General features: G+C 65.5%; 24 protein-coding genes. 7 read left to right on the plus strand and 17 right to left on the minus strand.

Going from position 1 to position 21,887, the window contains the following annotated elements; all coding sequences use genetic code 11:
* The first annotated feature begins 7 nt into the window (after positions 1-7).
* Positions 8-1,309 (plus strand): phenylacetate--CoA ligase family protein, encoded by a 1,302-nt coding sequence (locus tag DMR_RS02380; RefSeq protein ID WP_012750083.1) that lies wholly within the window; start codon positions 8-10, stop codon positions 1,307-1,309.
* A 448-nt stretch (positions 1,310-1,757) separates the two neighbouring features.
* The gene (locus DMR_RS02385) at positions 1,758-2,948 is read left to right on the plus strand and encodes an FprA family A-type flavoprotein (RefSeq protein WP_012750084.1); all 1,191 of its coding nucleotides are present in this window, start codon (positions 1,758-1,760) and stop codon (positions 2,946-2,948) included.
* Positions 2,949-3,012: 64 nt separating this feature from the next.
* Here the strand turns inward: DMR_RS02385 and DMR_RS02390 are convergent, their stop codons facing one another.
* From DMR_RS02390 to DMR_RS02410, 5 genes are all read right to left on the minus strand, one after another.
* A complete protein-coding gene (locus DMR_RS02390; RefSeq protein ID WP_012750085.1) occupies positions 3,013-3,786 on the minus strand; it encodes a DUF4239 domain-containing protein in 774 nt (257 codons plus the stop codon).
* 119 nt (positions 3,787-3,905) lie between these two features.
* On the minus strand, positions 3,906-4,607 hold the full coding sequence (locus DMR_RS02395; RefSeq protein ID WP_012750086.1) for a DUF1847 domain-containing protein: 702 nt from the start codon (positions 4,605-4,607) through the stop codon (positions 3,906-3,908).
* 3 nt (positions 4,608-4,610) lie between these two features.
* Positions 4,611-4,856 carry a Nif11-like leader peptide family natural product precursor gene (locus DMR_RS02400; RefSeq protein ID WP_006921193.1) on the minus strand — a complete coding sequence of 82 codons (246 nt, stop codon included), beginning with the start codon at positions 4,854-4,856 and terminating at the stop codon, positions 4,611-4,613.
* A gap of 95 nt (positions 4,857-4,951) precedes the next feature.
* Entirely contained in the window at positions 4,952-6,004 is a 1,053-nt protein-coding gene (argC, locus tag DMR_RS02405; RefSeq protein ID WP_012750088.1) for an N-acetyl-gamma-glutamyl-phosphate reductase, read from the minus strand.
* Between the two features lie 13 nt (positions 6,005-6,017).
* Complete coding sequence (locus DMR_RS02410; RefSeq protein WP_043599889.1) at positions 6,018-6,323, minus strand: DUF1844 domain-containing protein; 306 nt, start codon at positions 6,321-6,323, stop codon at positions 6,018-6,020.
* 183 nt (positions 6,324-6,506) lie between these two features.
* On the opposite strand from DMR_RS02410, the gene pyk reads away from it, so the two are divergent.
* The 3 genes from pyk to DMR_RS02420 are packed head-to-tail and all read left to right on the plus strand — an operon-like array spanning position 6,507 to position 9,351.
* Positions 6,507-7,934 carry a pyruvate kinase gene (pyk, locus tag DMR_RS02415; RefSeq protein WP_012750090.1) on the plus strand — a complete coding sequence of 476 codons (1,428 nt, stop codon included), beginning with the start codon at positions 6,507-6,509 and terminating at the stop codon, positions 7,932-7,934.
* Between the two features lie 55 nt (positions 7,935-7,989).
* Positions 7,990-8,718 (plus strand): hypothetical protein, encoded by a 729-nt coding sequence (locus tag DMR_RS24195; protein ID WP_148208340.1) that lies wholly within the window; start codon positions 7,990-7,992, stop codon positions 8,716-8,718.
* An 18-nt stretch (positions 8,719-8,736) separates the two neighbouring features.
* Positions 8,737-9,351: a MarC family protein gene (locus tag DMR_RS02420; RefSeq protein WP_232502910.1), complete on the plus strand. Its 615-nt coding sequence runs from the start codon at positions 8,737-8,739 to the stop codon at positions 9,349-9,351.
* A gap of 20 nt (positions 9,352-9,371) precedes the next feature.
* Here the strand turns inward: DMR_RS02420 and DMR_RS02425 are convergent, their stop codons facing one another.
* Positions 9,372-10,754 carry an MFS transporter gene (locus tag DMR_RS02425; protein ID WP_043599892.1) on the minus strand — a complete coding sequence of 461 codons (1,383 nt, stop codon included), beginning with the start codon at positions 10,752-10,754 and terminating at the stop codon, positions 9,372-9,374.
* Positions 10,755-11,034: 280 nt separating this feature from the next.
* Between DMR_RS02425 and phoU the strand changes: the two genes are divergently transcribed.
* Together phoU and DMR_RS02435 are read left to right on the plus strand one after the other, a co-directional pair.
* Positions 11,035-11,691 carry a phosphate signaling complex protein PhoU gene (gene phoU, locus DMR_RS02430; RefSeq protein WP_012750093.1) on the plus strand — a complete coding sequence of 219 codons (657 nt, stop codon included), beginning with the start codon at positions 11,035-11,037 and terminating at the stop codon, positions 11,689-11,691.
* A gap of 136 nt (positions 11,692-11,827) precedes the next feature.
* Positions 11,828-12,196: a response regulator gene (locus DMR_RS02435; protein ID WP_232502867.1), complete on the plus strand. Its 369-nt coding sequence runs from the start codon at positions 11,828-11,830 to the stop codon at positions 12,194-12,196.
* Here DMR_RS02435 and DMR_RS02440 read toward each other — a convergent pair.
* The 11 genes from DMR_RS02440 to DMR_RS02490 form a co-directional block, all read right to left on the minus strand.
* Complete coding sequence (locus DMR_RS02440) at positions 12,171-13,268, minus strand: hybrid sensor histidine kinase/response regulator (RefSeq protein ID WP_043599895.1); 1,098 nt, start codon at positions 13,266-13,268, stop codon at positions 12,171-12,173. The genes DMR_RS02435 and DMR_RS02440 overlap by 26 nt on opposite strands.
* A gap of 27 nt (positions 13,269-13,295) precedes the next feature.
* Positions 13,296-13,910, minus strand: coding sequence for a LysE family translocator (locus DMR_RS02445; protein ID WP_043599898.1), 615 nt, complete (start codon positions 13,908-13,910; stop codon positions 13,296-13,298).
* A gap of 134 nt (positions 13,911-14,044) precedes the next feature.
* Positions 14,045-14,815: a tryptophan synthase subunit alpha gene (trpA, locus tag DMR_RS02450; protein ID WP_012750097.1), complete on the minus strand. Its 771-nt coding sequence runs from the start codon at positions 14,813-14,815 to the stop codon at positions 14,045-14,047.
* Positions 14,812-16,005, minus strand: coding sequence for a tryptophan synthase subunit beta (gene trpB / locus DMR_RS02455; protein ID WP_012750098.1), 1,194 nt, complete (start codon positions 16,003-16,005; stop codon positions 14,812-14,814). The genes trpA and trpB overlap by 4 nt, the downstream gene beginning before the upstream one ends.
* 201 nt (positions 16,006-16,206) lie before the next feature.
* A complete protein-coding gene (locus DMR_RS02460) occupies positions 16,207-16,830 on the minus strand; it encodes a phosphoribosylanthranilate isomerase (protein ID WP_012750099.1) in 624 nt (207 codons plus the stop codon).
* On the minus strand, positions 16,827-17,597 hold the full coding sequence (locus DMR_RS02465) for an indole-3-glycerol-phosphate synthase (RefSeq protein WP_012750100.1): 771 nt from the start codon (positions 17,595-17,597) through the stop codon (positions 16,827-16,829). The genes DMR_RS02460 and DMR_RS02465 overlap by 4 nt, the downstream gene beginning before the upstream one ends.
* The gene (trpD, locus tag DMR_RS02470; protein WP_012750101.1) at positions 17,590-18,600 is read right to left on the minus strand and encodes an anthranilate phosphoribosyltransferase; all 1,011 of its coding nucleotides are present in this window, start codon (positions 18,598-18,600) and stop codon (positions 17,590-17,592) included. Before trpD ends, DMR_RS02465 begins: the two co-directional genes overlap by 8 nt.
* Positions 18,601-18,611: 11 nt before the next feature.
* Positions 18,612-19,016, minus strand: a complete 405-nt coding sequence (locus tag DMR_RS02475; protein ID WP_012750102.1) for a HEPN domain-containing protein — start codon at positions 19,014-19,016, stop codon at positions 18,612-18,614.
* Positions 19,017-19,028: 12 nt separating this feature from the next.
* Positions 19,029-19,601: an anthranilate synthase component II gene (locus DMR_RS02480; RefSeq protein WP_012750103.1), complete on the minus strand. Its 573-nt coding sequence runs from the start codon at positions 19,599-19,601 to the stop codon at positions 19,029-19,031.
* Positions 19,585-21,003: an anthranilate synthase component I family protein gene (locus DMR_RS02485; protein ID WP_043599901.1), complete on the minus strand. Its 1,419-nt coding sequence runs from the start codon at positions 21,001-21,003 to the stop codon at positions 19,585-19,587. Before DMR_RS02485 ends, DMR_RS02480 begins: the two co-directional genes overlap by 17 nt.
* Positions 21,000-21,737, minus strand: coding sequence for a prephenate dehydrogenase/arogenate dehydrogenase family protein (locus DMR_RS02490; protein WP_232502868.1), 738 nt, complete (start codon positions 21,735-21,737; stop codon positions 21,000-21,002). Before DMR_RS02490 ends, DMR_RS02485 begins: the two co-directional genes overlap by 4 nt.
* Positions 21,738-21,887: the final 150 nt, after the last annotated feature.

The following is a 21,887-nucleotide window of genomic DNA, read 5'->3' on the forward strand; positions in this document are numbered from 1 at the left end:
GCCGTCCATGTCTGCATACCGTTTTTTGCCCGATCTTTCCGCCGAAGCCATCGCCGACATTCAGGCCTCCGGCCTCAACTGGACCTGCCGCCATGCCTTTGCCGGCAGCCCGGTCTACCGGGAACGCCTGGCCGAGGCCGGCTACGAACCCGGCCAGAACCTGACCCTGGACGACCTGACCAGCCTGCCGCTGACCTCCGTCGAGGACCTGCGCCAGGGCTATCCCCTGCCGCTTCTGTCCGTGCCCGAGACCGAGGTGGTGCGCATCCACGCCTCGTCCGGCACCACCGGCAAGCGCAAGATCCTGGCCTATACCCAGCGCGACATCGATACCTGGAAGGAGATGTTCGCCCGCTGCTACGAGCTGGCCGGCCTGACCACCCTGGACCGGGTGCAGATCGCCGTGGGCTACGGCCTGTGGACGGCCGGGGCCGGCTTTCAGCTGGGCTGCGAACATTTCGGGGCCATGGCCCTGCCGGTGGGGCCGGGCAACATGGAAATCCACTTGCAGCTTCTGGAAGACATGGGCTCCACCTGCCTGTGCTCCACCGCCTCCATGGCCCTGCTTTTGGCCGAGGAGGTCCACAAGCGCGACCTGCGCAAGCGCGTGAAGCTCAAAAAGGTGATTTTCGGGGCCGAGACCCACACCGACAAGATGCGGCGGCGCTTCGAGAAGTGGCTGGGCATCGAGGAGAGCTTCGACATCACCGGCATGACCGAGCTTTACGGTCCCGGCGCGGGCCTGGAATGCACGGCCCACCAGGGCATCCATTATTGGGCCGACAAGTTCATCCTGGAAGTCCTTGATCCGGTGACGCTCACCCCGGTGGCCCCGGGCGAGGTGGGCGAGATGGTGGTCACTTCGCTGTGCAAGGAAGCCGCGCCGCTGATTCGCTACCGCACCCGCGACCTCACCCGCCAGTTGCCCGAGCCGTGCCCGTGCGGCCTGTCCATGCCGCGCCACGACCGGATTCTCGGCCGTTCCGACGACATGTTCGTGTTTCGCGGGGTCAACATCTACCCCGGCCAGATCGCCAGCGTGCTGGAGCATTTCAAGGACGTGGACAGCGAGTTCCAGATTCGCCTGCTGCGCCGCGACGGCCGCGACCAGATGGTGGTCAAGGTGGAGCGCAAGCCCGGCACCGGGCCCGAGCTGGACCAGAACCTGTCCGAGGCCATTTCCATCGAAATGCGCAAGCACCTCTTCGTGCGCGGCTGGGTGGAGATCATGGCTCCGGGCACGCTGCCGCGCACCTTCGGCAAGACCAAGCGCGTGGTGGACGACCGCAACGGCATCGAGGAAGAATAGCCGACCGGCCTTCGGGTCCGCGTTTTTACCAAGCCCCTGTCGCTGGCCGCGACTGGGGCTTTTTTGCGTTCGCCGTCCCAGGGGCGGCCAAGCGGCGCGTGGAGTTTTCGGCCATGGCGCAAGGGGGACGGCCTGCCGTGCCACCCTGGCCGGCCGCCGCCGGTCGGCCCCGGTCGTCGGTGACGCGTCGGGCATCGTCGCCGACATCCGCCTTCTGTTGCTTTTCCTTGTGAACAAGTCGGCCTGCGTGCTAGCTTCCTTCCAAAACCTTTTCCGCTTTCGCCAGCAATGGCCGGCCAAGGGCGGCTGGGCGGCTGTTGCACCCAGGAGGCCTAGCCGTGGGGAAACGGACAAGACGCGATGGATGCAGGGCGCAATCGTGTTGTTGCGGCCCCAGAGCTTTCACCGGCCGGGCCGTGCGCGGCCGAGAAACGACAAGGAGCAAGTCATGCAAAAAAAACTGATGGCCCCGGGCGTTTATTGGCTTGGCGCGGTGGACTGGGACCGGCGGCTTTTCGACGACCTCGTGCCCCTGCCCGACGGCACCTCGTATAACGCCTATCTCGTGCAGGGCACGGACAAGACGGCCCTTCTCGACGCCGTGGAACCGGCCATGACCGATACGCTTTTAGCCCAGTTGGCCGACGTGCCGCGCCTGGACTACATCATCAGCCAGCACGCGGAGCAGGACCATTCCGGGGCCATCGGCTTGCTCCTTGAGCGCTATCCCGAAGCCAGGGTGATGGCCACGGCCAAGGGCAAGGCCATGCTCCATGATCTGCTGCGACTCCCCGAGGACCGGGTGGAGGCCGTGGCAGACGGGGACCGGCTGGAGCTTGGCGGCAAGACGTTGACCTTCCTGCATCTGCCTTGGGTGCACTGGCCCGAGACCATGGCCAGCTACCTGGCCGAGGACCGCATCCTTTTTAGCTGCGACTTCTTTGGTTCCCACATCGCCGCCTCGGAGCTGTTCGTCACCGACCCGTGCCGGGTGCGCGAGGCGGCCAAACGCTACTTCGCCGAGATCATGGCCCCGTTTCGGCCCATGATCGAAAAGAACCTGGACAAGCTGGCCGGCCTGCCCATGGCCATGATCGCCCCCAGCCACGGCCAGGTCTACGACAAGCCCGACTGGATCGTGGCCGCCACCCGGCAGTGGGCCACGGCTGCGCCGGCCAATCTGGTCGCCTTGCCCTTCGTGTCCATGCACGGCAGCACCCGGCGCATGGTCGAGCATCTGACGGCCGCCTTGGTCGCCCGGGGGACGGCGGTGGAACTGTTCAATCTGGCCGTGGCCGACGTCGGCAAGCTGGCTATGGCCCTTTTGGATGCCGGAACCATCGTGGTCGGCGCGCCCACGGTCCTGGCCGGGCCGCATCCCCTGGCCGCCCATGCCGCCTTTTTGGCCAACGCCCTGCGGCCCAAGGCCAAGTTCCTGTCCATCATCGGCTCGTATGGCTGGGGCGGGCGCACGGTGGAGGTCCTGGCCGGCATGGTGCCCAACATTAAGGCCGAGGTGCTGGAGCCGGTCCTGTGCAAGGGCCTGCCCACCCCGGAGACGTATGCCGCCCTGGACCGGCTGGCCGAGGCCATCGTGGCCGGCCACGCCGCCCAGGGATTCGCGGCCCGGGTTGATTGAAGCGCCGGCCGGTTCGGGGAAATCGCCCGGGCCGGCCGGCTGTCGGCCGTCAGGCGGCGTGGCCTTATGGCCTTGGCAGCCCGGCCAGTTCGCTGACGCGTTTGAGGGCGTAGTCGAAAAACGACGTGTCGATGTTCACAATGCCCACGAACGGCGTGTTGAGGTCCTCAATGACCGTGATGACCAGGATGATCATGGCGAACATGGGCAGCTCGAAGACGAGCTGGGTCTTGCGGTTGCCCACGCGGGTGAGCCAGGTCTTGATGAGCATGACGTAATAGCCGGCCACGATGAGCCCGAAGATCATGGGGTGCAGGTTTTCCTTGGCCTTGATGCGGCGGGTCAGGCGGCATTTGGTGATGTCGGCGAGGTCTTGCAGCAAAAGGCGGGTGAGGGATTCCTGGGCTTTGGTCGTGGGTTGCAGCTTGTAGGCCTGGTTCCAGAGCCCGTCGATGGCGGCGTGGGCCTCGGGCGACATTTCCCCTTGGGCCATGGCCGGCAGATCGTAGCGGACCACGGCCGTCGCGTAATCGACCAGGGCCCGCTTGGCCCCGGCGGCGTCGTCCAGGCCGTTGAGCAGTCGGGCCATGGAGACCATGGCTTCCGATTCCCGGCGCGTGTCGTCCTGGACGTTGTTGAAATTGACGAGCAGGGTGACCAGGGCCATGCTCAGGAAGATGGAGTAGAGGGAGTTGAAGAGATTGAAGTTGGCGATGGTTTCCGACAGGTTCTGGATGGGCGGCGCGTTGCGCCAATAGGCGATGACCAGGTAGGCTACGGTCGGCAGGCCGAGAAGCAGCATGACCGAGGTTTCGCTGGTCCAAAACAGGTTGGTCACGACATGCTCCGCTGCGTTTCGTGTCCTTGAAGCTCACGAAGACGAAGCGCAAGGACAACAGTTGCTTCTTTCAGGCCTGCTTGTTGTGTGGGCTACGAGAGCGCTTTGGCAGGGGAACTTCAATCGGGCAAGGGATTCTTGAGATACCGATAGTAGGTGTCGTATTGGTAGATCGCGGCCAGGGGATTGTGGCCAAACACCCGGTCCTTGACGGCCAGCACCGTGCCCATGGCCTCGGCGTGCTTGAAAAAGAGCGAATCGTGGCCAACGCATAGGCCGAGCAGCACGTTGAAGTCGGTGCGGGCCTCGTTGAGGGCCAAGGCCTGGAACACCGGGTTGCACATGGTTTCGTGGGCGGCGGTGGGATCGACCTGCTCGGCCGGGCCGATGCCCAAAAGCGCCTTGGCCTTGCCGCCGGCCTTGCAGCCCACCGAGGCCACGGCAAAGCCATTGGTCGTGAGGATCTCGTGGACCACCTTGGCCTCGAAACGTAGGCCGATGCAAAAGGCCAGCCCGAGCCGTTGGTAGCCCATGCGCCGGGCGAATTCCACGATCTCCACGATGCGGGGCTTTATCGCCCGCACGGCGGCGTAGCCATCTTCGCCTCCGGCGTAGCAGGCCGCTTCCTGGAGAGAGGCCTGCTTGGCGAAGGCGGCGCAGGCCCCTTCGGTCATGCAGGCCACCGACGCGCCGGCCAGATCGCGCAGCCGAAGCGACGGGCAGTCGGCCGGGGCCTTGCCCTTGGCCGCCCGGCACCAGCGCTCGGACCAGTCGTAAGGGCACACGGCGCACTGGGACAGGGGGACTTGTTGTTCGTCCATGGTCTAACTTCTCCGAAGCATGTCCCACCAGTTGCGGAATTCGAAAAACCGCTCGGCCTCTTCCACGGTCTGGCATTTGACGTGGAGCGGATCAATCATCTCGTCGAACTCGGCGTCGGTGAAAAAAAGCCCGGCCTCGCGCAGGGCCGCCTCGCGGGCGTCCTTGCCTTCGGCCATGTAGAGCTTCTTACGCAGCTCCTTGTCGGTCTCGAAGCGCTCGTAGAGCCGGCGCACGTTGTCCATGGTCATGGCAGACCTCCGCCGTGGCAACCATTGCAGGTTTGGGGAAAAGGCAGGGGTGTGGGGCGGCAACCGCGGTTTTGGAAGCGGTTGCCGCCCCGCCTTTACGGCATCATGGGCGCGAGATTAAGCCCGGCATTGACCGGCAGGCCGGACATGAGGTTGGCGCAGGCCACCGCCTGGCCCGACGCGCCCCGGCAGAGGTTGTCGATGGCCGAGACGACGATGAGCCGGCCCGTGCGCGGATCAACCACCAGCCCGATGTCGCAAAACATCGTGCCGCGAACGAAGCGCGTCTCGGGCAGCTTGCCGACCGGCAGCACGCGCACCCAGGGGGCGTTGGCGTAGTGTTTGGCGTACAGCTCCCGGACCTCTTCCACGCTCATGGGCGCGGCGAGCTTGGTGTAGATCGTCGAGAGGATGCCCCGGTCGATGGGCAGCAGGTGCGGATTAAACGACACGGTGATGGCCGCGCCGCAAAGCTTGGACAGCTCCTGCTCGATCTCCGGGGTGTGGCGGTGCTTGCCCAGATTGTAGGCCCGAAACGAGTCGTGGACCTCGCAGAAAAGCATGGGCGCGGCGGCCTTGCGTCCGGCCCCGGACGCGCCGGATTTGCTGTCGCAGACGATGTCGTCGGTGGCGACCAGACCGTTTTGCAGCGCCGGAGCCAGACCCAGGATGACCGAGGTCGGGTAGCAGCCCGGGTTGGCCGTGAGCTTGGCTGTATGCAACTGCTCGCCGTAAAGTTCGGGCAGGCCGTAGACCGCCTCGGGCAAAAGCGTCGGGTGGCGGTGGTCCAGGCCGTACCAGGCGGCGTAGATGCCGGCGTCCAGCAGGCGGAAATCGGCCGAAAGATCAACGACTTTCAGGCCGGCGGCCAGCAGTTCGGCGGCGTAGTCCATGGCCGCGCCGTGGGGGACGGCCAGGAAGACGAGCCGGCAGGAGGCGGCCAGATCGGCGGCGTCGGGGGCGGTGATGGCCACCTCGCCGGCCGGGAAGCCTTCCAGGAACGGGTAGATGGCTTTGAGCGGCTTTCCGGCCTCGGCCCGGGAGGTGGCGCGCGTCAGGGTCAGGGACGGGTGGACGGCCAGGATGCGGGCCAGTTCCATGCCGGTGTAGCCGGTGACGCCGACAAGTCCCACGGGGATGGTCTGCATGGCGGTTTCCTCGTTACTGCTTTTTGACGTAGAGCATGCGCAGATCGCACAAGAGGCTGCCGAGCACTTCTTTTTCCTCGCTCGTCAGGTTGCCGCGCGTCTTGCAGTCGAGCATGGCCAGGATGTCGATGGTGTGCTTGGCCTCGGGCAGATTGCTCAGGGTGCGGCCGGATTCCGGGTCCGGGGCTTCGCCCATGAGCACCATGGCCGACTGGGCCAGGGACAAAATGAAGGTGATAAAGGAGACCGGCGGCATGCACGGTTCCTGGCCGGAGCGCTGCCCGCAGCAGCCCCCGGTCTTGTCGGATTCGCTGGCCATGGGACGAATTCCTCCTTGAGTGCGCGGCATTGGGCCTTGTCCTGCGTCCCGCTCCCTATTACAGAAGCCTATGACGCAAAACGGCAACCAGCCGGGGGTAGTCTTACCCCAAACCCGTCCGGCTTGCATCCGCTTTTTCCCGGCGACCCCGGGCGGATGCGGCCCCTTAAACGGAGGCAAACCATGCTGACCAAGATCGTGGCCACGCTCGGCCCCGCGTCGCTGTCCCCGGATGTCATGCTGGAGATGGCCCGCCATGGCGTGCGCATTTTCCGCCTCAACTTCTCCCATGCCGACGCGGCCTATTTCGCGCCCATCATCAAAACCATCCGGGCCATCGAAAGCGAACTCGGCGTGCCGCTGACGGCCATGGCCGACCTGTGCGGCCCCAAGACCCGCATCGGCGAGGTGGCGGGTTCGCCGCGCACCGTGGCCAAGGGCGAGGCCCTGCTCCTGGGCTTGCCCGACGAGCGCCCGGACCCGGACCGCGACGAGCGCGTGTTCGTCTCCCTGGACGTGCCGCCGCTTCTGGCCGGCCTGCGGGTGGGCATGCCGGTCAACCTGAGCGACGGGCTGCTCCAGTTCCACGTCACCCGGGAGATCAAGGCCGACCGGCTCTATGAGATCGAGGCCCAGAACGCCGGCCTGCTCTCGTCCAACAAGGGCATCGCTTTTCCGGGCAAGCACCATCCCCTGCCGGCGCTGACCAAAAAGGACATCAAGGACCTCCACGAGGGCCTCGACGTCGGCGTGGACGCCGTGGCCATCTCTTTTGTGCAAAATGCTGAGGATGTCATCCAGACCAAGGAAGAGATCAAGCGCCACGGGGTGTGGGTGCCGGTGGTGTCGAAGCTTGAGCGGCAAAACGCCGTGGACAACCTCGACGCCATCCTGGCCGTCACCGACGCGGTGATGGTGGCGCGCGGCGACCTGGGCCTGGAATGCCCCATGTCCGAGCTGCCCATCATCCAGAAAAAGATCATCCGGGCCTGCCGCCATGCCCAGCGGCCGGTCATCGTGGCCACCCAGATGCTCCTTTCCATGGTCAAAAACCCCATCCCGACCCGGGCCGAGTGCACCGACGTGGCCAACGCCATTTTGGACGGCGCGGACTGCGTCATGCTTTCGGAAGAGACGGCCGTGGGCGACCATGTGGTGGACACGGTCAAGGTGATGCAGGAAATCTCCCAGAACGCCCTGGAATACTATCTGGAGCGCATCGCCTCGCCCTACGCCCCCAAGCGGGAGAAAAACCCGCGCAAGTTCGTGGCCTACTCGGCCTGCCTCATGGCCGACAACCTGGAGAGCAAGGCCATCCTGTGCCACACGGTGAGCGGGGCCAACGCGCGCCTGACCTCCACCCGCCGGCCGCGCCAGAACATCTACGCCATGACGCCCGATCCCCGCGTCATGCGGTTTCTCAACTTCGCCTGGGGCGTAAAGCCCCGACTGCTCGACTGCGCCGATTGCGGCTACATGGAGCAGGTGGAGAACTTCGTGAACGAGTGTCCGGATTTCGAGAAGGGCGAACCGGTGGTCATCACCGCCGGCCGCCCCACGCCCGGCAACGACATGCCCGGCACCAACGAGATCAAGATCTACTACAAATAGTTGGGAGTGCGGAGGGAGATGGAGTTTTTCCCTCCGCACTTCACGGAGGAATTGAATGTATGAGTATACTCTTTATTTTAAAGCAGTTGCTCCAAGCTTAGCGATTAAAGATTGTCTGCATCGTCCTGAAGATGGATTGGGTTTTTCTTATAAAATTTATTGTCGAGAAGGAATTTTGCATGTTGATGCTTTTTTTTGTTGTGAGGATAGAAATTACGCCAGAAAGGCTCAGGTGGTTTGTGAAGATTTTTGCAAAAAAATTATCGACGTATTGTTTTTTGAATTCGAAATACGTATTTCAGATTTTGAATTCTGCGGGGGTGATTTTTCTGGAGACAATACAGTCGGGGTAGTTGTCCCGACAATAAATATTTCAATTGACAGAGATATGTGTAGAGCTGTGTATGTTGGAGATTCTTGTTTGTTTGGAGGTGCTGACAGACCTTTGTTTGCGGCTTATAGCGCAATGTATAGAGCTGCGTTAGATTCGTCTGATGAGATAACAAAGTTTATGTTGTTGTATAATATACTATGTTCTCTTGTCAAAGGTGAGTCGCAGGGTGGTGTCGATAGATTAATTGCTTCTGTTTGTCCTGGTGTTGAAGTCTTGATCTCTCCGCATGGATGCAATAAGCGTGAAACTGTTTTTACAAGGCTGAGGAATGAAATTAGTCATCACAGGAGTGGTTCGATATTTAGAACTGAAAGATATGATGTTTACAAGGTGGTGTCGGTGTTTAAGAAGATAGTAAAGAGAGTGATTCAAGAATACTGTAACGCATAGAGAGAGTGCTTCTTGGACATGACCTTCCAGCATTATCTGCTCGGCCTTTTCGCCGTGGCCAACAACATCCCGGCCTTGCCGCTGTTCATGAACCTGTGCCGGGGGGCGCAGACCCCGGTGCAGCATCGGCTGTGCGGCGTGGCCACGGCCAGTTCGCTGGCCACCATGGCCATATCCCTTTTCATCGGCGCGGCGGTGCTCGACTTTTTCGGCATCTCCATCGCCGCCTTTCGCATCGCCGGCGGGCTGCTTTTGGTCTCCAGCGGCCTGTCCATGCTCAAAAGCAGCTGCGACGAGGCCGACGGACTCCCGCCGGTGAGCGTGTCGCGGATGATCCCCATGGCCGTGGTGCCCATCGCCATACCCCTGACCACCGGGGCCGGCACCATTTCGACCATCGTGCTGTTCGCCGAATCCGCCCACACCATGGCCGGGCTTTTGCGCATCGGCGGAGCCATCTGCGTCATGAGCGTGGTCAACTATCTGGCGTTTTATTATTCGCCGGCCATCGTGCGGTTTCTTGGCCGCACCGGCATGGACATCTTCACCAAGATTTTTGGGCTGATTACCCTGGCCCTGGGCATCCAGTTCATCATCACGGGACTTACCGCCGCTTTCCCGGTGCTGCATTAGGGCCGGGTTTCCCCACGCCGTCAGCGCGTTTTCCCCCGCAGAAACGACAGGATGACCCCCAGGCAGGAATAGGCGGCAAAGGCGGTCAGCCCGATGCGCATGCTGGTCAGAAAGGCCGGCAGCGTGTCCGGGCCGATGGCCGCTTCGCCCATGAGCAGGGCGAAAATGAGCGTCACGCTGGTCATGGACACGGCCATGCCGAGCGTGCGCATGCTGGCCACCATGCCCGAGGCCAGGCCGAACTGGCGCTTTTGCACGCTGCCCATGATGGCCGTGGAATTGGGCGTGATGAAAAGCCCGAATCCCGTGCCGATGACGGCCAGTTCCAGGCCGAGCAGCCACAGCGGCGTGTCCTGGCCGATGCCGGCGGCGCAGGCGAGCAGTCCGGCCGAACTGACGAGCATGCCGACGGTGGCCAGCTTGGCCGGAGCGAACCGCTCGGCCAGCCGGCCGGCCACGGGCGAGGCGATGACCTGCATGACCGGCTGGCACAAAAGCGCCAGCCCGGCCAGACGGGGCGGCAACCCCTTGGCGTATTGCAGATACAGGCTCATGAGAAAGGTGATGCCAAACGTGGCGGCGTAGTTGCCCAGGGCCGCCAGACAGCTCAGGGTGAAAAACCGGTTTTGGCGTAAAAGCGACACGTCCAGCAGCGGACAGGGTGTGTTGGCCTGCAGGCGCAGGAAACAGGCCAGCCCGATGAGTCCGCCGCCGATCATGGCCGGTCCCAGAGGCAGCTCCCGGGCGTGGGCCGCGCCGAGCATGATAAGGCCCACGCTTGCCGCGTAGGCCATAGCACCCGGCCAGTCCATGCCCTCGCCCGAGGCGGCGGCTTTACCCTGGCGCACCCCGAACAGGCACATGGCCGTGGCGCAAAGCCCCAGGGGCACGGACATGAGAAACACGTAGCGCCAGCCGAAATGGCCGGCGACCCAGCCGCCGATGACCGGTCCCACGGACAGCCCGGCATAGGTGCAGGCCGAAACCAGCCCGATCTTGCGGCCGCGAATCTCCGGCGGATAGGCCGCCGCCACCATGGCCAGGGACCCGGACAGCACCATGGCCGCGCCCAGGCCCTGGAAAAACCGCTGCACGAGCACCATCTCCACCGAGCCGGCAAAGCCCAGGGAGCAGGTCAGCCCGGTGAATAGGGCCAGGCCCGGGAGCAGCACCTTGCGCTGGCCTACGATGTCGCCCAGGCGGCCAAAGGCCAGCATGGCCATGGCCAGGGACACGACATAAAGCTGTTCGATAAGCCCCAGCTGCATGGCCGAGGCCCCGAGATCGCGGCCCAGCGACGGCAGGGCCACGCCCACGGCGGTCAGCATGAACGGGGCCATGAACTGGGCGATGCAGACGGTGACCAGGGTCAAAACCGGCGCGCCGGCGGCGGGGAAAGGCATAACGACGTCCCTATGCATTTTTGGGCGGGTGTGGGCTTTTCGGCCGGCCCCGTCAAGGCCGGGCCGGCGGGAGGGCCCCTCGTGTCGCGTCCACGATACGTGCCTATGGAGTTGCCGGGGGCAATGGGGTAGCCCAATGATTTTTTTTAAAAAAGGCTTTCGTATGTTTTGAGGGCGGGCCGGCCGGCCAATGTGACATTTTGGCGCGCCCCTTGTCAGGCCTGACGCCGCCGGTTACGGTTTGCATTCGGCATATAACCAGACCAGCCCCGGGGGAATCGTGGAACGCCTCATCGAAGCCGATTTGCAGCGCCTGAAGACCGAAACCCTGACCGCCTTCCGCTTGGCCCAGGCGGCCGTGGACACGGCCGTGCGCTCGGTGTTCGAGCGCGACCCGGCCCTGGCCGACGCGGTCATTTCCGGCGACGCCGCCATCGACGCCCTGGAATGCTCGCTGGACGCCGAGGTGCTGCGGATACTGGCCCTGCACCAGCCCGTGGCCGGCGATCTGCGGGCCATCGTCGGCTGCATGCGCTGCGCCGGCGACATCGAACGCATCGGCGACCAGGCCGTCAACATCGCCGAGCGCGGGCTTATTCTCATGGAGCTGGCCCCGCAAGCCCCGCCGCCCAAGCTCGTGGAGCTGGCCGAGGCCACCCGGGACTTCCTGGCCCATACCGCCGACTGCTTCACCAATCTCGACCTGACCATGGCCCGGCGGTTGTGCGAGGAATCCGACGAGATTCTGGAGCTCAACGTCACCATTCTCAAGGAGATGGCCGAGCTCATGCGCGACGCGGCCCGGCCGGTGGAGCGGGCGGTGCAGGTCTGTTTCATCGCCCATGGCTTAAAGCGCGTGTGCGACCAGTGCACCAACATCGCCGAGTCCGTGGTCTTCACCCGCGAAGGGGCTTGCAGCCGCCACCGCTGCGACTGATTTTGCGCCAAACGGCTTGGCCGGGCGTGGCTTTTTGGCGGCCGGCGTCGTAGGGTGGCTCCATGACGCCGCAGGAACATGCCGCCGTACGCCTGCCTCCCGCCATGAGCATCCTCATCGTGGACGACCAGCACCCATGCGCAAGACCATTGCCTTCATCCTGCGCCAGTTGGGACTCAAAAACGTCCAGTTCGCCGAAGACGGGGACGAGGCCTGGGGCATCATCAACACCGGGCGCATCGATCTGGTGCTGCTCGACTGGAACATGCCCCGCCTGTCCGGGCTGTCGCTTCTGGAGCGCATCCGCAAAAGCGAGCGCCACGGGCAGTTGCCGGTCATCATGGTGACGGCCGAGGCCCATGCCGACCATGTGGTCACGGCCGCCCAGGCCGGGGTCACGGACTACGTGGTCAAACCGTTTTCCCCGGACACCCTGGCCAAAAAGCTCCACGCCGTGTGCGACCGCTGCCCGAGCCTGGTCAGGCTGCGGGCAGGGATACGGTAAGGGTCGTTTCGCCCCCGCCCGTTTCCATGACGATGTCTCCGCCGTGGGCCAGGGCCACGCGCCGGGCCGAATAGGCCCCAAGTCCGGTCCCCTTGGGTTTGCCGGCCGTGACGTACTTCTCGAAAAACCGATCCCGAATGCTCTGCGGCACCTCGCCCTGATTGGCGATGGCGACGCGCACCGTTTCCCCTTCCCGACGCAGTTCCACCGACACCGTCCCGCCCTGGGGCGAGGCTTCCATGGCGTTGGCCATGAGGTTGGCCAGCATGGAACAGCACAGGAGTGATTCGCCGCGCACGAGGCAGGCGGCTTCGGGGCTGTCGGGCCGGCCGTCGAGGCTTAGGGTCAGGGCGAGTTCCCGGCGTCTGGCCGTGTCGGCGTGGCTGGCGAAGAGCTTGCGCAGCATGGGCACTAGATCGACCTCGGCCGGCTCCAGCTGGTACTGGCCACGCTCCATTTTATACAGCGCCGCCGACAGGTTGACCATGCCGAGGATGGTGTAGCCGGCGTCCTCGATGAGCGAAAGCATCTCGCGCTGGTCGCTGGTCAGGTTTTCGTCCTCGGCCATGACCTGGGGCAGGCTGACGATGGTGGTCAGGGGCGTCTTGAGGTCGTGGCGCAGGATGCGCTCCACGTCCTCCTTGAGGCGGGCGTTTTCCAGGGTGACGCGCAGCAGTTCCCGGTCGGCGGCGGCCAGCCGGTACTGGGCCAGGGCGGCGTCCAGGGAGCGGGCCAGGATGTCGGGCGGGCAGGGCTTGGTCAAAAACCGGAAGATGCGGCCTTCGTTGACGGCGGCCATGGCCGCGTCGAGGTCGCCGTGGCCGGTGAGCATGAGCGGCACGGCCTCGGGGGCGAGTTCCCGGGCCTTGGCCAAAAAGGCCACGCCGTCCATGCCGGGCATGCGCAGATCGGAGACGATGACGGCGAACGGGCCGGCCGTTTCCAGCCGGCGCAGGCCTTCTTCCGGCCCGACAGCGGTCTCCATGTCATAACAGCGGCCGAGGTTGCGGCGCAGGGAATCAAGCACCGCGCCCTCGTCGTCGACAAAGAGGATTTTGGCGCATTGGGGCATGGCTGTATTCATATCGCAAACCCGGTTTCAGGGGAATCGGGCGGCGGCGAAAAAGCCGGCGCAGGCCCAGATGACCACGGCCATGATCCGAAAAACCCGGCGCAGGGCGGCCGGCGAGGCCAGCCGGCTGGCCAGCCAGGCCCCGAAACGGGCGTAGGCCATCATGCCGCCGAATCCCAGCAGGCACACCGGGCCGGCGGTCAGGGCCAGGGTGGCGGCGTCAACCGCGCCCGAGGCGGCGAAACGCGGCAGCATGGCGGCCAGAAATCCCCAGGCCTTGGGGTTGCAAGCGGCCACGCCCAGCCCCTGGGCAAAAAGGCCGGTGAGGCTGGCCCGGGAGGCCTCGGGCAGGGCAAGCCTGGCCGGGGCGCGCCACAGACACAGCCCCAGCCAACCGAGATAGGCCGCGCCGGCCAGGGAGATAAGGCGCAGGAGCAGCGGTTCCCGGGCCAGGAAGGCCAGGCCGGCCAGCACGGCCGCCACCTGGGCGAGGGTGGCGCAGACGTTGCCCAGGGCGGCGGCGGCCACGGGCCGCGCGCCGTGGCGCAGGCCCAGGCTCAGGGCTTGGAGCATGGCCGGGCCGGGGGTGAGCATGCCGGCGGTGAGGGCCAGCAGATAGGCAGGGTAGGAAAGGGTGTCCATGGCGGCTTCCCGCGACAGGGGAGCTGCCCGGCCGGGTCGCATGGCCGGCCGGGAGCCTTTGACCGCTTGCCGCGCCGCTTCCGTCCCATGGACAGGTCGCGGCGGCGGCAGGCGGTCGCCCGTATCAGATGCGGTCAGCCGCGCCAGCGGGCCATGAACTCGGCGGCCGTGCCGCCGGCCTTGATGTGGGCGATGAGCGCCGACCCAAAGACCACGCCGTCCACGAGGTCGCCAAAGGCGTAGAGCTGCTCGGGGGATTTGATGCCGAACCCGAGCGCCACCGGGACGTTGAAAATGCGGCGCACGGCGGTCAGGCGTTCCTTGACCTCGGTGGGCAGCGATTCCCGCATGCCGGTGGTGCCCAGCACGGACACGAAGTAGACGTAGCCCCGGGCGTTTTGGGCGTAGGCGGCCAGCCGCTCCTCGGAGGTGTTGAGCCCCACCAGGGGGATGAGGTCCAGGCCGTGCTTGTCCAGGGCCTCGCGCAGCGGGCCGGACTCCTCAAGGGGCACGTCCGGGACAATAAAGCCCGACACCCCGGCGTCGGCCGCGTCGGCGGCCAACTGCTCCAGGCCGTACTGCAAAAACGGGTTGTAGTAGCCCATGAGCACAAGCCCGGCCCGGTACTGGCCCTTGCGCTTGCCCAACTCGTAAAAAAGCCACGACAAACAGGTGCCGTTGAGCAGGCAATCCAGGCTGGCCTGCTCCACCACCGGCCCATCGGCCACGGGGTCGGAGAAGGGCACGCCGATCTCGATGATGTCGGCCCCGCCGGCGTCCAGGGCGGCCAGTTCGTCGAAAAAGCGCTCCTTGTCCGGGAAACCGCCGGGCAGGAAGGGGATGAGCGCCTTGCGCCCGGCGGCCAGGGCTTCCATGATGCGGGTGGTCAGGATGGACTGGCTCATTTCGCGCCTCCAAGCTTGGCTTCGTGGGCCTCGATGATGCCGAGGTCCTTGTCGCCGCGTCCCGACAAACAGACGACGACTTGGGAACCTTTGGGTATCTCGGCGGCGTGATTGAGGACCCAGGCCACGGCATGGCAGCTCTCCAGGGCCGGGATGATGCCCTCGCGGCGGCACAGCGCCTCGAAGGCGGCCAGGGCCTGATCGTCCACGGCGATGTCGTAGCGCACCCGGCCGCTGGCCCCGTAGTGGGCGTGCTCCGGGCCGACGCCGGGATAATCCAGGCCGGCCGACACGGAATGGGACGGTTCGATCTGGCCTTCGCTGGTTTGCAGCAGCATGGTGCGCATGCCGTGGAGCACCCCGGGCGTGCCAAGGCTTATGGGCGCGCTGTGGTAGCAGCCCGGCTCGCCCGTGCCGCCGGCCTCGACGCCGATGAGCTTGACCGTTTCGTCGGGCACGAAATGGTGGAACATGCCGATGGCGTTGGAGCCGCCGCCCACGCAGGCCACCACGTAGTCCGGCAGCCGGCCCATCTTGTCCAGGCACTGGGCGCGGGCTTCCAGGGAAATGACGGCCTGGAACTCGCGCACGAGCAGGGGAAACGGATGCGGTCCGGCGGCCGTGCCGAAACAGTAATGCGTCGTGGCCTGCTCGGCGATCCAATAGCGCAGGGCCGCGTTGATGGCGTCCTTGAGGGTCTTGGTGCCGGACTCGATGGGCACGACCTCGGCCCCCAGCAGCTTCATGCGCTTGACGTTGTGCGCCTGGCGCACCACGTCCTCGGCTCCCATATAGACGATGCAGTCCAGGCCCAACATGGCGGCGGCCGTGGCCGTGGCCACGCCGTGCTGGCCGGCCCCGGTCTCGGCCAAAAGCGCCGTCTTGCCCATGTACTTGGTCAAAAGCCCCTGGCCCATGGTGTTGTTGATCTTGTGCGCGCCGGTGTGGTTCAAATCCTCGCGCTTGAGCCACAAATCAAAGCCCAGTTCCTTGGACAGGTTGGGACAGCGATACAGCGGCGACGGCCGGCCCACGTAATCGGCCAGCAGCGCATTGAGCTCCTTCTTGAACGGCTCGCTGGGCACGATGGTGCGCATGGCCTCTTCCAGTTCCAACAGCGGCGGCATGAGCAGCTCCGGCACGAACTGCCCGCCAAAGTCGCCGTAGTAGCCTTTTTTATGCATGGTCATGAGTAGGATGCCTCCGGCGGCCGGGGAAACCTTTTTTGCAAAAAAGGTTTCCCCGGACCCCTTCCCAAAAACTTTTCATGGGTGGCGCATGGGTGCGCGCAAATTTCCGACGTCGGCGGCGGTGAACGCCGCACCCCCAAGTGGGGGGTCTGGGGGCCTCAGGCCCCCAGCGGGGCTCGGGGCAGCGCCCCGATTAAAAAACTACACGCCCTTCACGGACCAAAGGGACCTCCGGACTTTTTGGAGGTCTTTGAGGCCCGGCGAGGATTCCACGCCGGAGTTGAGGTCCACGCCGTGGGGCTTGGCGATGCGCAGCGCTTCGGCCACGTTGTCCGGCCCCAGGCCCCCGGCCAAAAGCCACGGCATGGGCGGGGCGAGTTCGGCCAGGGCGCTGAAATCCAGGGATGTGCCGTGGCCGCCGCCCGAGGTGCCGGCGTCAAGCAGCGCGTAGCGGACCGCGCCGTCAAAGGCGGCCATCTCGGCGGCGAGGCTGCCTATGGTCGGGTGCTTCTGGGGCCAGAAGGCCCGGATGACCCGGTGCGGCCCCACGGCCCGGCAGAACTCCGGGTCCTGGCCGCCGTGGAGCTGGGCCAGATCGAGTTCTGCCTCGGCCATGATGCTGAGCACTTCTTCGAGGGTTTGCTCCACGAAAACGCCCACGCGTTTGGCCGCGACGCGCGGCAGGGCCGCCGCCTGGGCCGGGGTCAGGCGGCGCGGGCTTTTGGCGGCGAAGATGAAGCCGAGCAGGTCGGCTCCGGCCTCGGCGCAGCCGACGACGTCTTCGGCCCGGGTCATGCCGCAGACCTTGGCCAGGGGCGCGCTCATGCCGCGCTCCCGGCCAGCCGGGCCAGGGCCGCGCCGGGGTCGGCCTCGGCCATGATGGAGGTGCCGACCAGCACGGCGTCGAAGCCGAGGGCCTGCATGGCCTCCACGTCGGCCCGGGTCTTGATGCCGCTGGCGGCGATCCACAGCCGGCCGGGGCGTTTGTAGGCGGCCAGCCGGGTGGCCACGGCGAAGTCGGTTTTGAGCGTATCCAGGTCGCGGTTGTTGACCTGGATGATGTGCGCGCCGGCGGCTTCGGCGCGTTCCAGGTCGCGCTCGTCAAAGACCTCGACCACGGCTTCCAGGCCCGCGTCGTAGGTCAGGCGCAGCATTTCGTTTAATTCCACATCGGTGAGCATCCGCACGATGAGCAGCAAGGCCGAGGCCTTGGTGGCCGCCGTCTGCACCACCTGCAAGGGATGGAGCAGGAAGTCCTTGCGCAGAAGTGGCAGACCGCAACGGCTCATGGTTTCGAGGTAGTCCAGGGACCCCTTGAAGTAGGTCTCCTCGGTCAAGACCGAGATGGCGGCGGCTCCCGAGGCGGCGTACATGGCGGCCACGTCGTGGGGGCCAAGGCCGAGGTTGATGTCGCCCATGGAAGGCGACGCCCGCTTGTACTCGGCGATGACGGCCATGGGAGCCTTGGCGATGAGCGCGTCGGAAAACGACGGCCGTTTGCCCTTGTAGGGCTCGGGCAGCTGCTGGGCCGCCTCAAGGCCGACCAGTCGGCGCACTTCGGCCGCCTTGGCGGCCCGAAACTTCTCAAGCATGGAACACGTCCTTGAAAAACGCGGCCGCCGCGCCCTGGGCGATGGCGTCCTTGGCCTTGTCCACGCCCTGGCGCAGGGTCAGGCCGTCTTCGAGCAGATGCAGGGCGCAGCCGAGGTTTAAGGCCACCATGTCGAGCATGGCTTGGGGGCCTTTGCCGGAGAGCACGCCCTGCAGCACGGCCACGGCCTCGTCGCGGCCCGAGACCACCACGTCGCCGAGTTTGCTTTCGGACACGCCCAGGGTGGCCGGGTCGATGCGCTCCTTTTTGAGCCAGCCGTCTTTCACCCAACACACGTCGGCCGGGCCGAACGGGGTCAGCTCGTCAAAGCCGCCGGCTCCGTGGACGACCACGCCGCGCGACAGGCCGGTGAGCGCCAGCACCTCGGCCATGAGCGGCACGTGGCGCGAGGTGGGTACGCCGAGAATCTGGTGCGTGGGCCGGGCGGGGTTCAAAAGCGGCCCCATGAGGTTGAACAGCGTGCGCGCGCCGAGTTCCTTGCGGATGGGGCCGATGCGCTTGAAGGCCGGATGGTAGTTGGGGGCGAAGAGGAACACGAAATTGTGCTTATCCAGTTCGGCGGCCACGGCGTCGGGTTCGACGACCAGGGGGAAGCCCAGGGATTCCACGGCGTCGGCGCTGCCGCAGGCGCTGGACACGGCGCGGTTGCCGTGTTTGACGACCTTGTGGCCCATGGCGGCGAGGTACAGCGCCACGGCGGTGGAGCAGTTAAACGAGCAAGTGTTGTCGCCGCCGGTGCCGCAGGTGTCGATGCGCGGGCCGGTGAGGCCTTCGACCAGCCGGGCCTGTTCCAGGGCGGTGGTGACGCCGGCGGCGATTTCCACGGCGGCCTCGCCCTTGGTCTTGAGGCCCATGAGGAAGGCGCCCACGCACGAGGCGGGCATTTCGCCGGTGTACATGGCCCGGAAGGCGTAAGTGGCGAGATCGGGGGGCAGGTTCTTGCCGATGGCGAGCAGTTCGAGGCATTCAACGTGTTTTTCCACGGTGGGACTCCTTATGCGGCGGCGTGCGGGGGTGATTTGGGCGTGTCGGCGAGTTCTTCCCGGGCGAGGTAGAGGAAGGCCTTGGCCCGTTCGATCTGTTCGGACACGTCTTCGGCGGTTATGCCGGTATCGGTTTCGTTTTCGGCCCGGTCGCGCAGCCGGGCGGCTTCGGTGAGGAATCGGTTGAAGGTTTCGGGCAGGTAGCCGGTGGCGGTCAGGTGCAGGGCAAAGGCCGAGGGGATGTTGGCGGCATCGGCCACGGGGTAGCCGTGGCGGATGAGGAAGGCCTCGGCCACGTAGCGCATGACGGCGTGGAGGCGACCCACGGCGAAATCGAGGTAGCCCTCGCTGCCAAGCAGCCGCGCGGCGCGAAGGCTGGCCTCGGCCTTGTCGATGAGGGCGGGGATGGTGTTCACGTCTGGCCGTCCTTACAGAATCTTATCCGGGAAATTGCCGATCAGCTTCATGCCGTCGGGTGTAAACACCGACTCCGGGTGAAACTGTACGCCGACCCACGGTCTATCCCGATACCGCATCCCCATGACTTCGTTTTGTTCGGTCCAGGCCGTGATTTCGAGCTTGTCCGGAGCCTTGGAGGCCAGCACCAAAAGCGAATGGTAGCGGCAGCACTCCATGGGGTTGGGCAGGCCCTCGAAAAGCCCGGTTTCGCGGTGGTACACGTCGGAGGTCTTGCCGTGCATGATGCGGTCGGCGACGACGACCGGCGCGCCGGCGAAATGGCCCAGAATCTGATGGCCCAGGCAGACGCCGAACACCGGGGTCGTGGCCGGCAACAGCTCCAGAAATTGCAGGCACAGCCCGGCGTTGGTGGGGTTGCTCGGGCCGGGGGAGATGCAGACCTTCTCCAGCTTGCCCGAGGCGGCCAGCTCCAGAATCTTGGGGTCGTCGTTTTTGAGCACCAACGGATCGTGGCCGCACTGCTGGAAGGCCTGCACCACGTTGAAGGTGAACGAGTCGAAGTTATCAATAAGTAAAAACATCGCCTTCCTCCTTGGCGGCCAGCACTTCGGCGATGACCCGGGCCTTGTTTTGACACTCCTTCCATTCCGAAGCCGGGTCCGAGTCGTAGACGATGCCGGCGCCGGCCTGCCACGAGGCCATGCCGTCGCGTATCCACATGCTGCGGATGGTGATGCCCGTGTCGAGGTTGACGCGGCCTTCGTCCAGGCCGATCCAGCCGATGCAGCCGGCGTAGGGGCCGCGCGGCAGCCGGTTTTCGAGGTCCGCGATCATCTCCATGGCCCGCACCTTGGGCGCGCCCGAAAGCGTGCCGGCCGGGAAGGCGCATTGCAGCACGTCCAGGGCGTCGAGGCCCTTTTTGAGCTTGGCCGTGACGTAGGAGACGATGTGCATGACGTGGGAAAACCGCTCCACGGCCATGAACTTCTCGACCTTCACCGTGCCCTTTTCGGCCATGCGGCCAAGGTCGTTGCGGCCAAGGTCCACCAGCATGACATGCTCGGCGCGTTCCTTGGGATCGGCCAGCAGTTCCTCGGCCAGACGGTCGTCCTCGACGGGATCGGCGCTGCGGTGGCGGGTGCCGGCGATGGGGCAGGTGGTCAGCTCGCCGTCGCGGCAGCGGATGAGCAGCTCCGGCGACGACCCCAGCAGCGTCACGCGCGGCAGGCGCATGAAAAACATGTAGGGCGAAGGGTTCACCTGCCGCAGCCGCCGGTAGACCACAAACGGGTCGCCGGAAAACGGCGCGGCAAAGCGCGTCGAAAGCACGGTCTGGATGCACTCGCCGGCCCGGATCATCTCCTTGCACTGGGCCACCGCGTCCATGTAGCCCTCGGCGTCCGGGGTGTTGACCACCTTGCCCAGCACCGGCCGATTCATGGGCGCGAAGATGTTGGCGTGCTCGATCTTGGCCTTCTTGCCCTCGTCCAGGGACAGATGCAGGCAGCGGTGCTTGACGTGGTCGAAAAGCACCACCCGGCCGGGCAGCACCAGACAAAACTCGGCCTCATCGGGCGGCAACACCTTGGCCAGCTTGGGTTCGAACACCCCGGCCACGCCGTAGCCGAAGTAGCCCACCAGGGAGCGGGTGATGGGCGGCACGTCGTCAAAACCCTCGGGGGCCAAGATGTTGAGGTCGGCCAAGACGGCCCGAAGTCCCTCCATCATGCCCCGGCCGGAATGCTTTTCCAGGCCGGCCAGCCGCTGGTCCCGGGCGTTGACGTCGAGCTTGCCGTCCTTCAAACGGATGCGCAGGCGGAAATCCCAGGCGATGAGGCTGTAACGGCCCAGGCGGCCGTCGACTTCGGCGCTTTCGAGAAGGATTCCGGGCCGTTCGCCCACAAGCCCGAGGAATAGGCTGATGGGCGTCTGGACGTCGGCCGGCAGCCACGTCCCTTCCTGGCGGAGCTTGATCGCACTCATGGGTTGTCCTTTTTTTCCGTCTTCTCGGTCCACCAGGCCTCGGCCCGGCGAACCAGCAGGTCGATGTCGCCGCCTGCGGCGATATTGAGGAAATTCCGGTAGTTTCGCACGGCCTCATGGCTGTGCGGATTGGCCTCGAAAAGCGCCGTGAAAAGGGCCGCGTCCTTGGTGATGAGCTTTTCCGCCGCCGCCAGCCGCCGCTCGAAGGAGGGCGTTAAGTACTTGCGCACCTCGCCGCCGGCCGCCTGGGCGGCAAGATAGGCCACGGTGGTGACGAAATTGAGGCCCTGGACATAGGCCGCCGCCTTGTCGTGCTCCTTGGCCGTGGACGGGAAGGGGGCAAAGCCGATGCGGCGGCACCAGTCGGCCACAAGCTCCGTCGCCCAGACGTCCTGCCCGGGCCGGCCGTCCATGACCGCCACCCGCAGCCCGTCATCCTGGGCCGGAGCCGGGCCAAAAAGCGGATGCGTGCCCACCACCGGCCCGCCGTACCCTTCGACCATGGCGGCGATAGGCAGCGTCTTCACCGACCCGACGTCGGCCAGAATCTGCGGCGCGGCCAGATGCGGCGCGAGCCTGGCCGTCACCTCGGCCGTGGCGTAGACCGGCACCGAAACCAGCACCATGTCCGCCCCGGCCAACGCCGCCGCGATGCCGTCAGGCGTCAGCGGCCGGTCAAGCTCCCGAACAGCCACGCCCGCCGCCCGGCATTTGGCCGCGACAAGCTGGCCCATGCCCCCCCGCGCCCCGACCAGGGCGATAGTGGAAATGGCGCGCGGCGCGCCCGGGGGAGGAAACCCCTTTTTGAAAAAAGGGGTTTCCTCCCCCGGACCCCCTCCTTCCCCAAAAACTTTTTCCTGGGGTTGGGTGGATGGTTTGTTGCT

This window comes from Solidesulfovibrio magneticus RS-1 (assembly GCF_000010665.1).
In the GTDB taxonomy this organism is placed as follows: Bacteria; Desulfobacterota; Desulfovibrionia; order Desulfovibrionales; family Desulfovibrionaceae; genus Solidesulfovibrio; species Solidesulfovibrio magneticus.

What these genes read in the sequence shown, in the direction of transcription:
- DMR_RS02385 (WP_012750084.1), top strand. Translation starts at nt 1,758, where the DNA reads ATGCAAAAAAAACTGATGGCCCCGGGCGTTTATTGGCTTGGCGCGGTG.
- DMR_RS02435 (WP_232502867.1), top strand. Translation starts at nt 11,828, where the DNA reads ATGCGCAAGACCATTGCCTTCATCCTGCGCCAGTTGGGACTCAAAAAC.
- DMR_RS02380 (WP_012750083.1), top strand. Translation starts at nt 8, where the DNA reads ATGTCTGCATACCGTTTTTTGCCCGATCTTTCCGCCGAAGCCATCGCC.
- trpA (WP_012750097.1), bottom strand. Translation starts at nt 14,815, where the DNA reads ATGAGCCAGTCCATCCTGACCACCCGCATCATGGAAGCCCTGGCCGCC.
- DMR_RS02480 (WP_012750103.1), bottom strand. Translation starts at nt 19,601, where the DNA reads ATGTTTTTACTTATTGATAACTTCGACTCGTTCACCTTCAACGTGGTG.
- DMR_RS02425 (WP_043599892.1), bottom strand. Translation starts at nt 10,754, where the DNA reads ATGCCTTTCCCCGCCGCCGGCGCGCCGGTTTTGACCCTGGTCACCGTC.
- DMR_RS02395 (WP_012750086.1), bottom strand. Translation starts at nt 4,607, where the DNA reads ATGGACGAACAACAAGTCCCCCTGTCCCAGTGCGCCGTGTGCCCTTAC.
- DMR_RS02445 (WP_043599898.1), bottom strand. Translation starts at nt 13,910, where the DNA reads ATGGACACCCTTTCCTACCCTGCCTATCTGCTGGCCCTCACCGCCGGC.
- DMR_RS02490 (WP_232502868.1), bottom strand. Translation starts at nt 21,737, where the DNA reads ATGGGCCAGCTTGTCGCGGCCAAATGCCGGGCGGCGGGCGTGGCTGTT.
- DMR_RS02420 (WP_232502910.1), top strand. Translation starts at nt 8,737, where the DNA reads ATGACCTTCCAGCATTATCTGCTCGGCCTTTTCGCCGTGGCCAACAAC.
- trpB (WP_012750098.1), bottom strand. Translation starts at nt 16,005, where the DNA reads ATGACCATGCATAAAAAAGGCTACTACGGCGACTTTGGCGGGCAGTTC.
- pyk (WP_012750090.1), top strand. Translation starts at nt 6,507, where the DNA reads ATGCTGACCAAGATCGTGGCCACGCTCGGCCCCGCGTCGCTGTCCCCG.
- DMR_RS02440 (WP_043599895.1), bottom strand. Translation starts at nt 13,268, where the DNA reads ATGCCCCAATGCGCCAAAATCCTCTTTGTCGACGACGAGGGCGCGGTG.
- DMR_RS02465 (WP_012750100.1), bottom strand. Translation starts at nt 17,597, where the DNA reads ATGCTTGAGAAGTTTCGGGCCGCCAAGGCGGCCGAAGTGCGCCGACTG.
- DMR_RS24195 (WP_148208340.1), top strand. Translation starts at nt 7,990, where the DNA reads ATGTATGAGTATACTCTTTATTTTAAAGCAGTTGCTCCAAGCTTAGCG.
- DMR_RS02485 (WP_043599901.1), bottom strand. Translation starts at nt 21,003, where the DNA reads ATGAGTGCGATCAAGCTCCGCCAGGAAGGGACGTGGCTGCCGGCCGAC.
- DMR_RS02410 (WP_043599889.1), bottom strand. Translation starts at nt 6,323, where the DNA reads ATGGCCAGCGAATCCGACAAGACCGGGGGCTGCTGCGGGCAGCGCTCC.
- argC (WP_012750088.1), bottom strand. Translation starts at nt 6,004, where the DNA reads ATGCAGACCATCCCCGTGGGACTTGTCGGCGTCACCGGCTACACCGGC.
- DMR_RS02460 (WP_012750099.1), bottom strand. Translation starts at nt 16,830, where the DNA reads ATGAGCGCGCCCCTGGCCAAGGTCTGCGGCATGACCCGGGCCGAAGAC.
- DMR_RS02400 (WP_006921193.1), bottom strand. Translation starts at nt 4,856, where the DNA reads ATGACCATGGACAACGTGCGCCGGCTCTACGAGCGCTTCGAGACCGAC.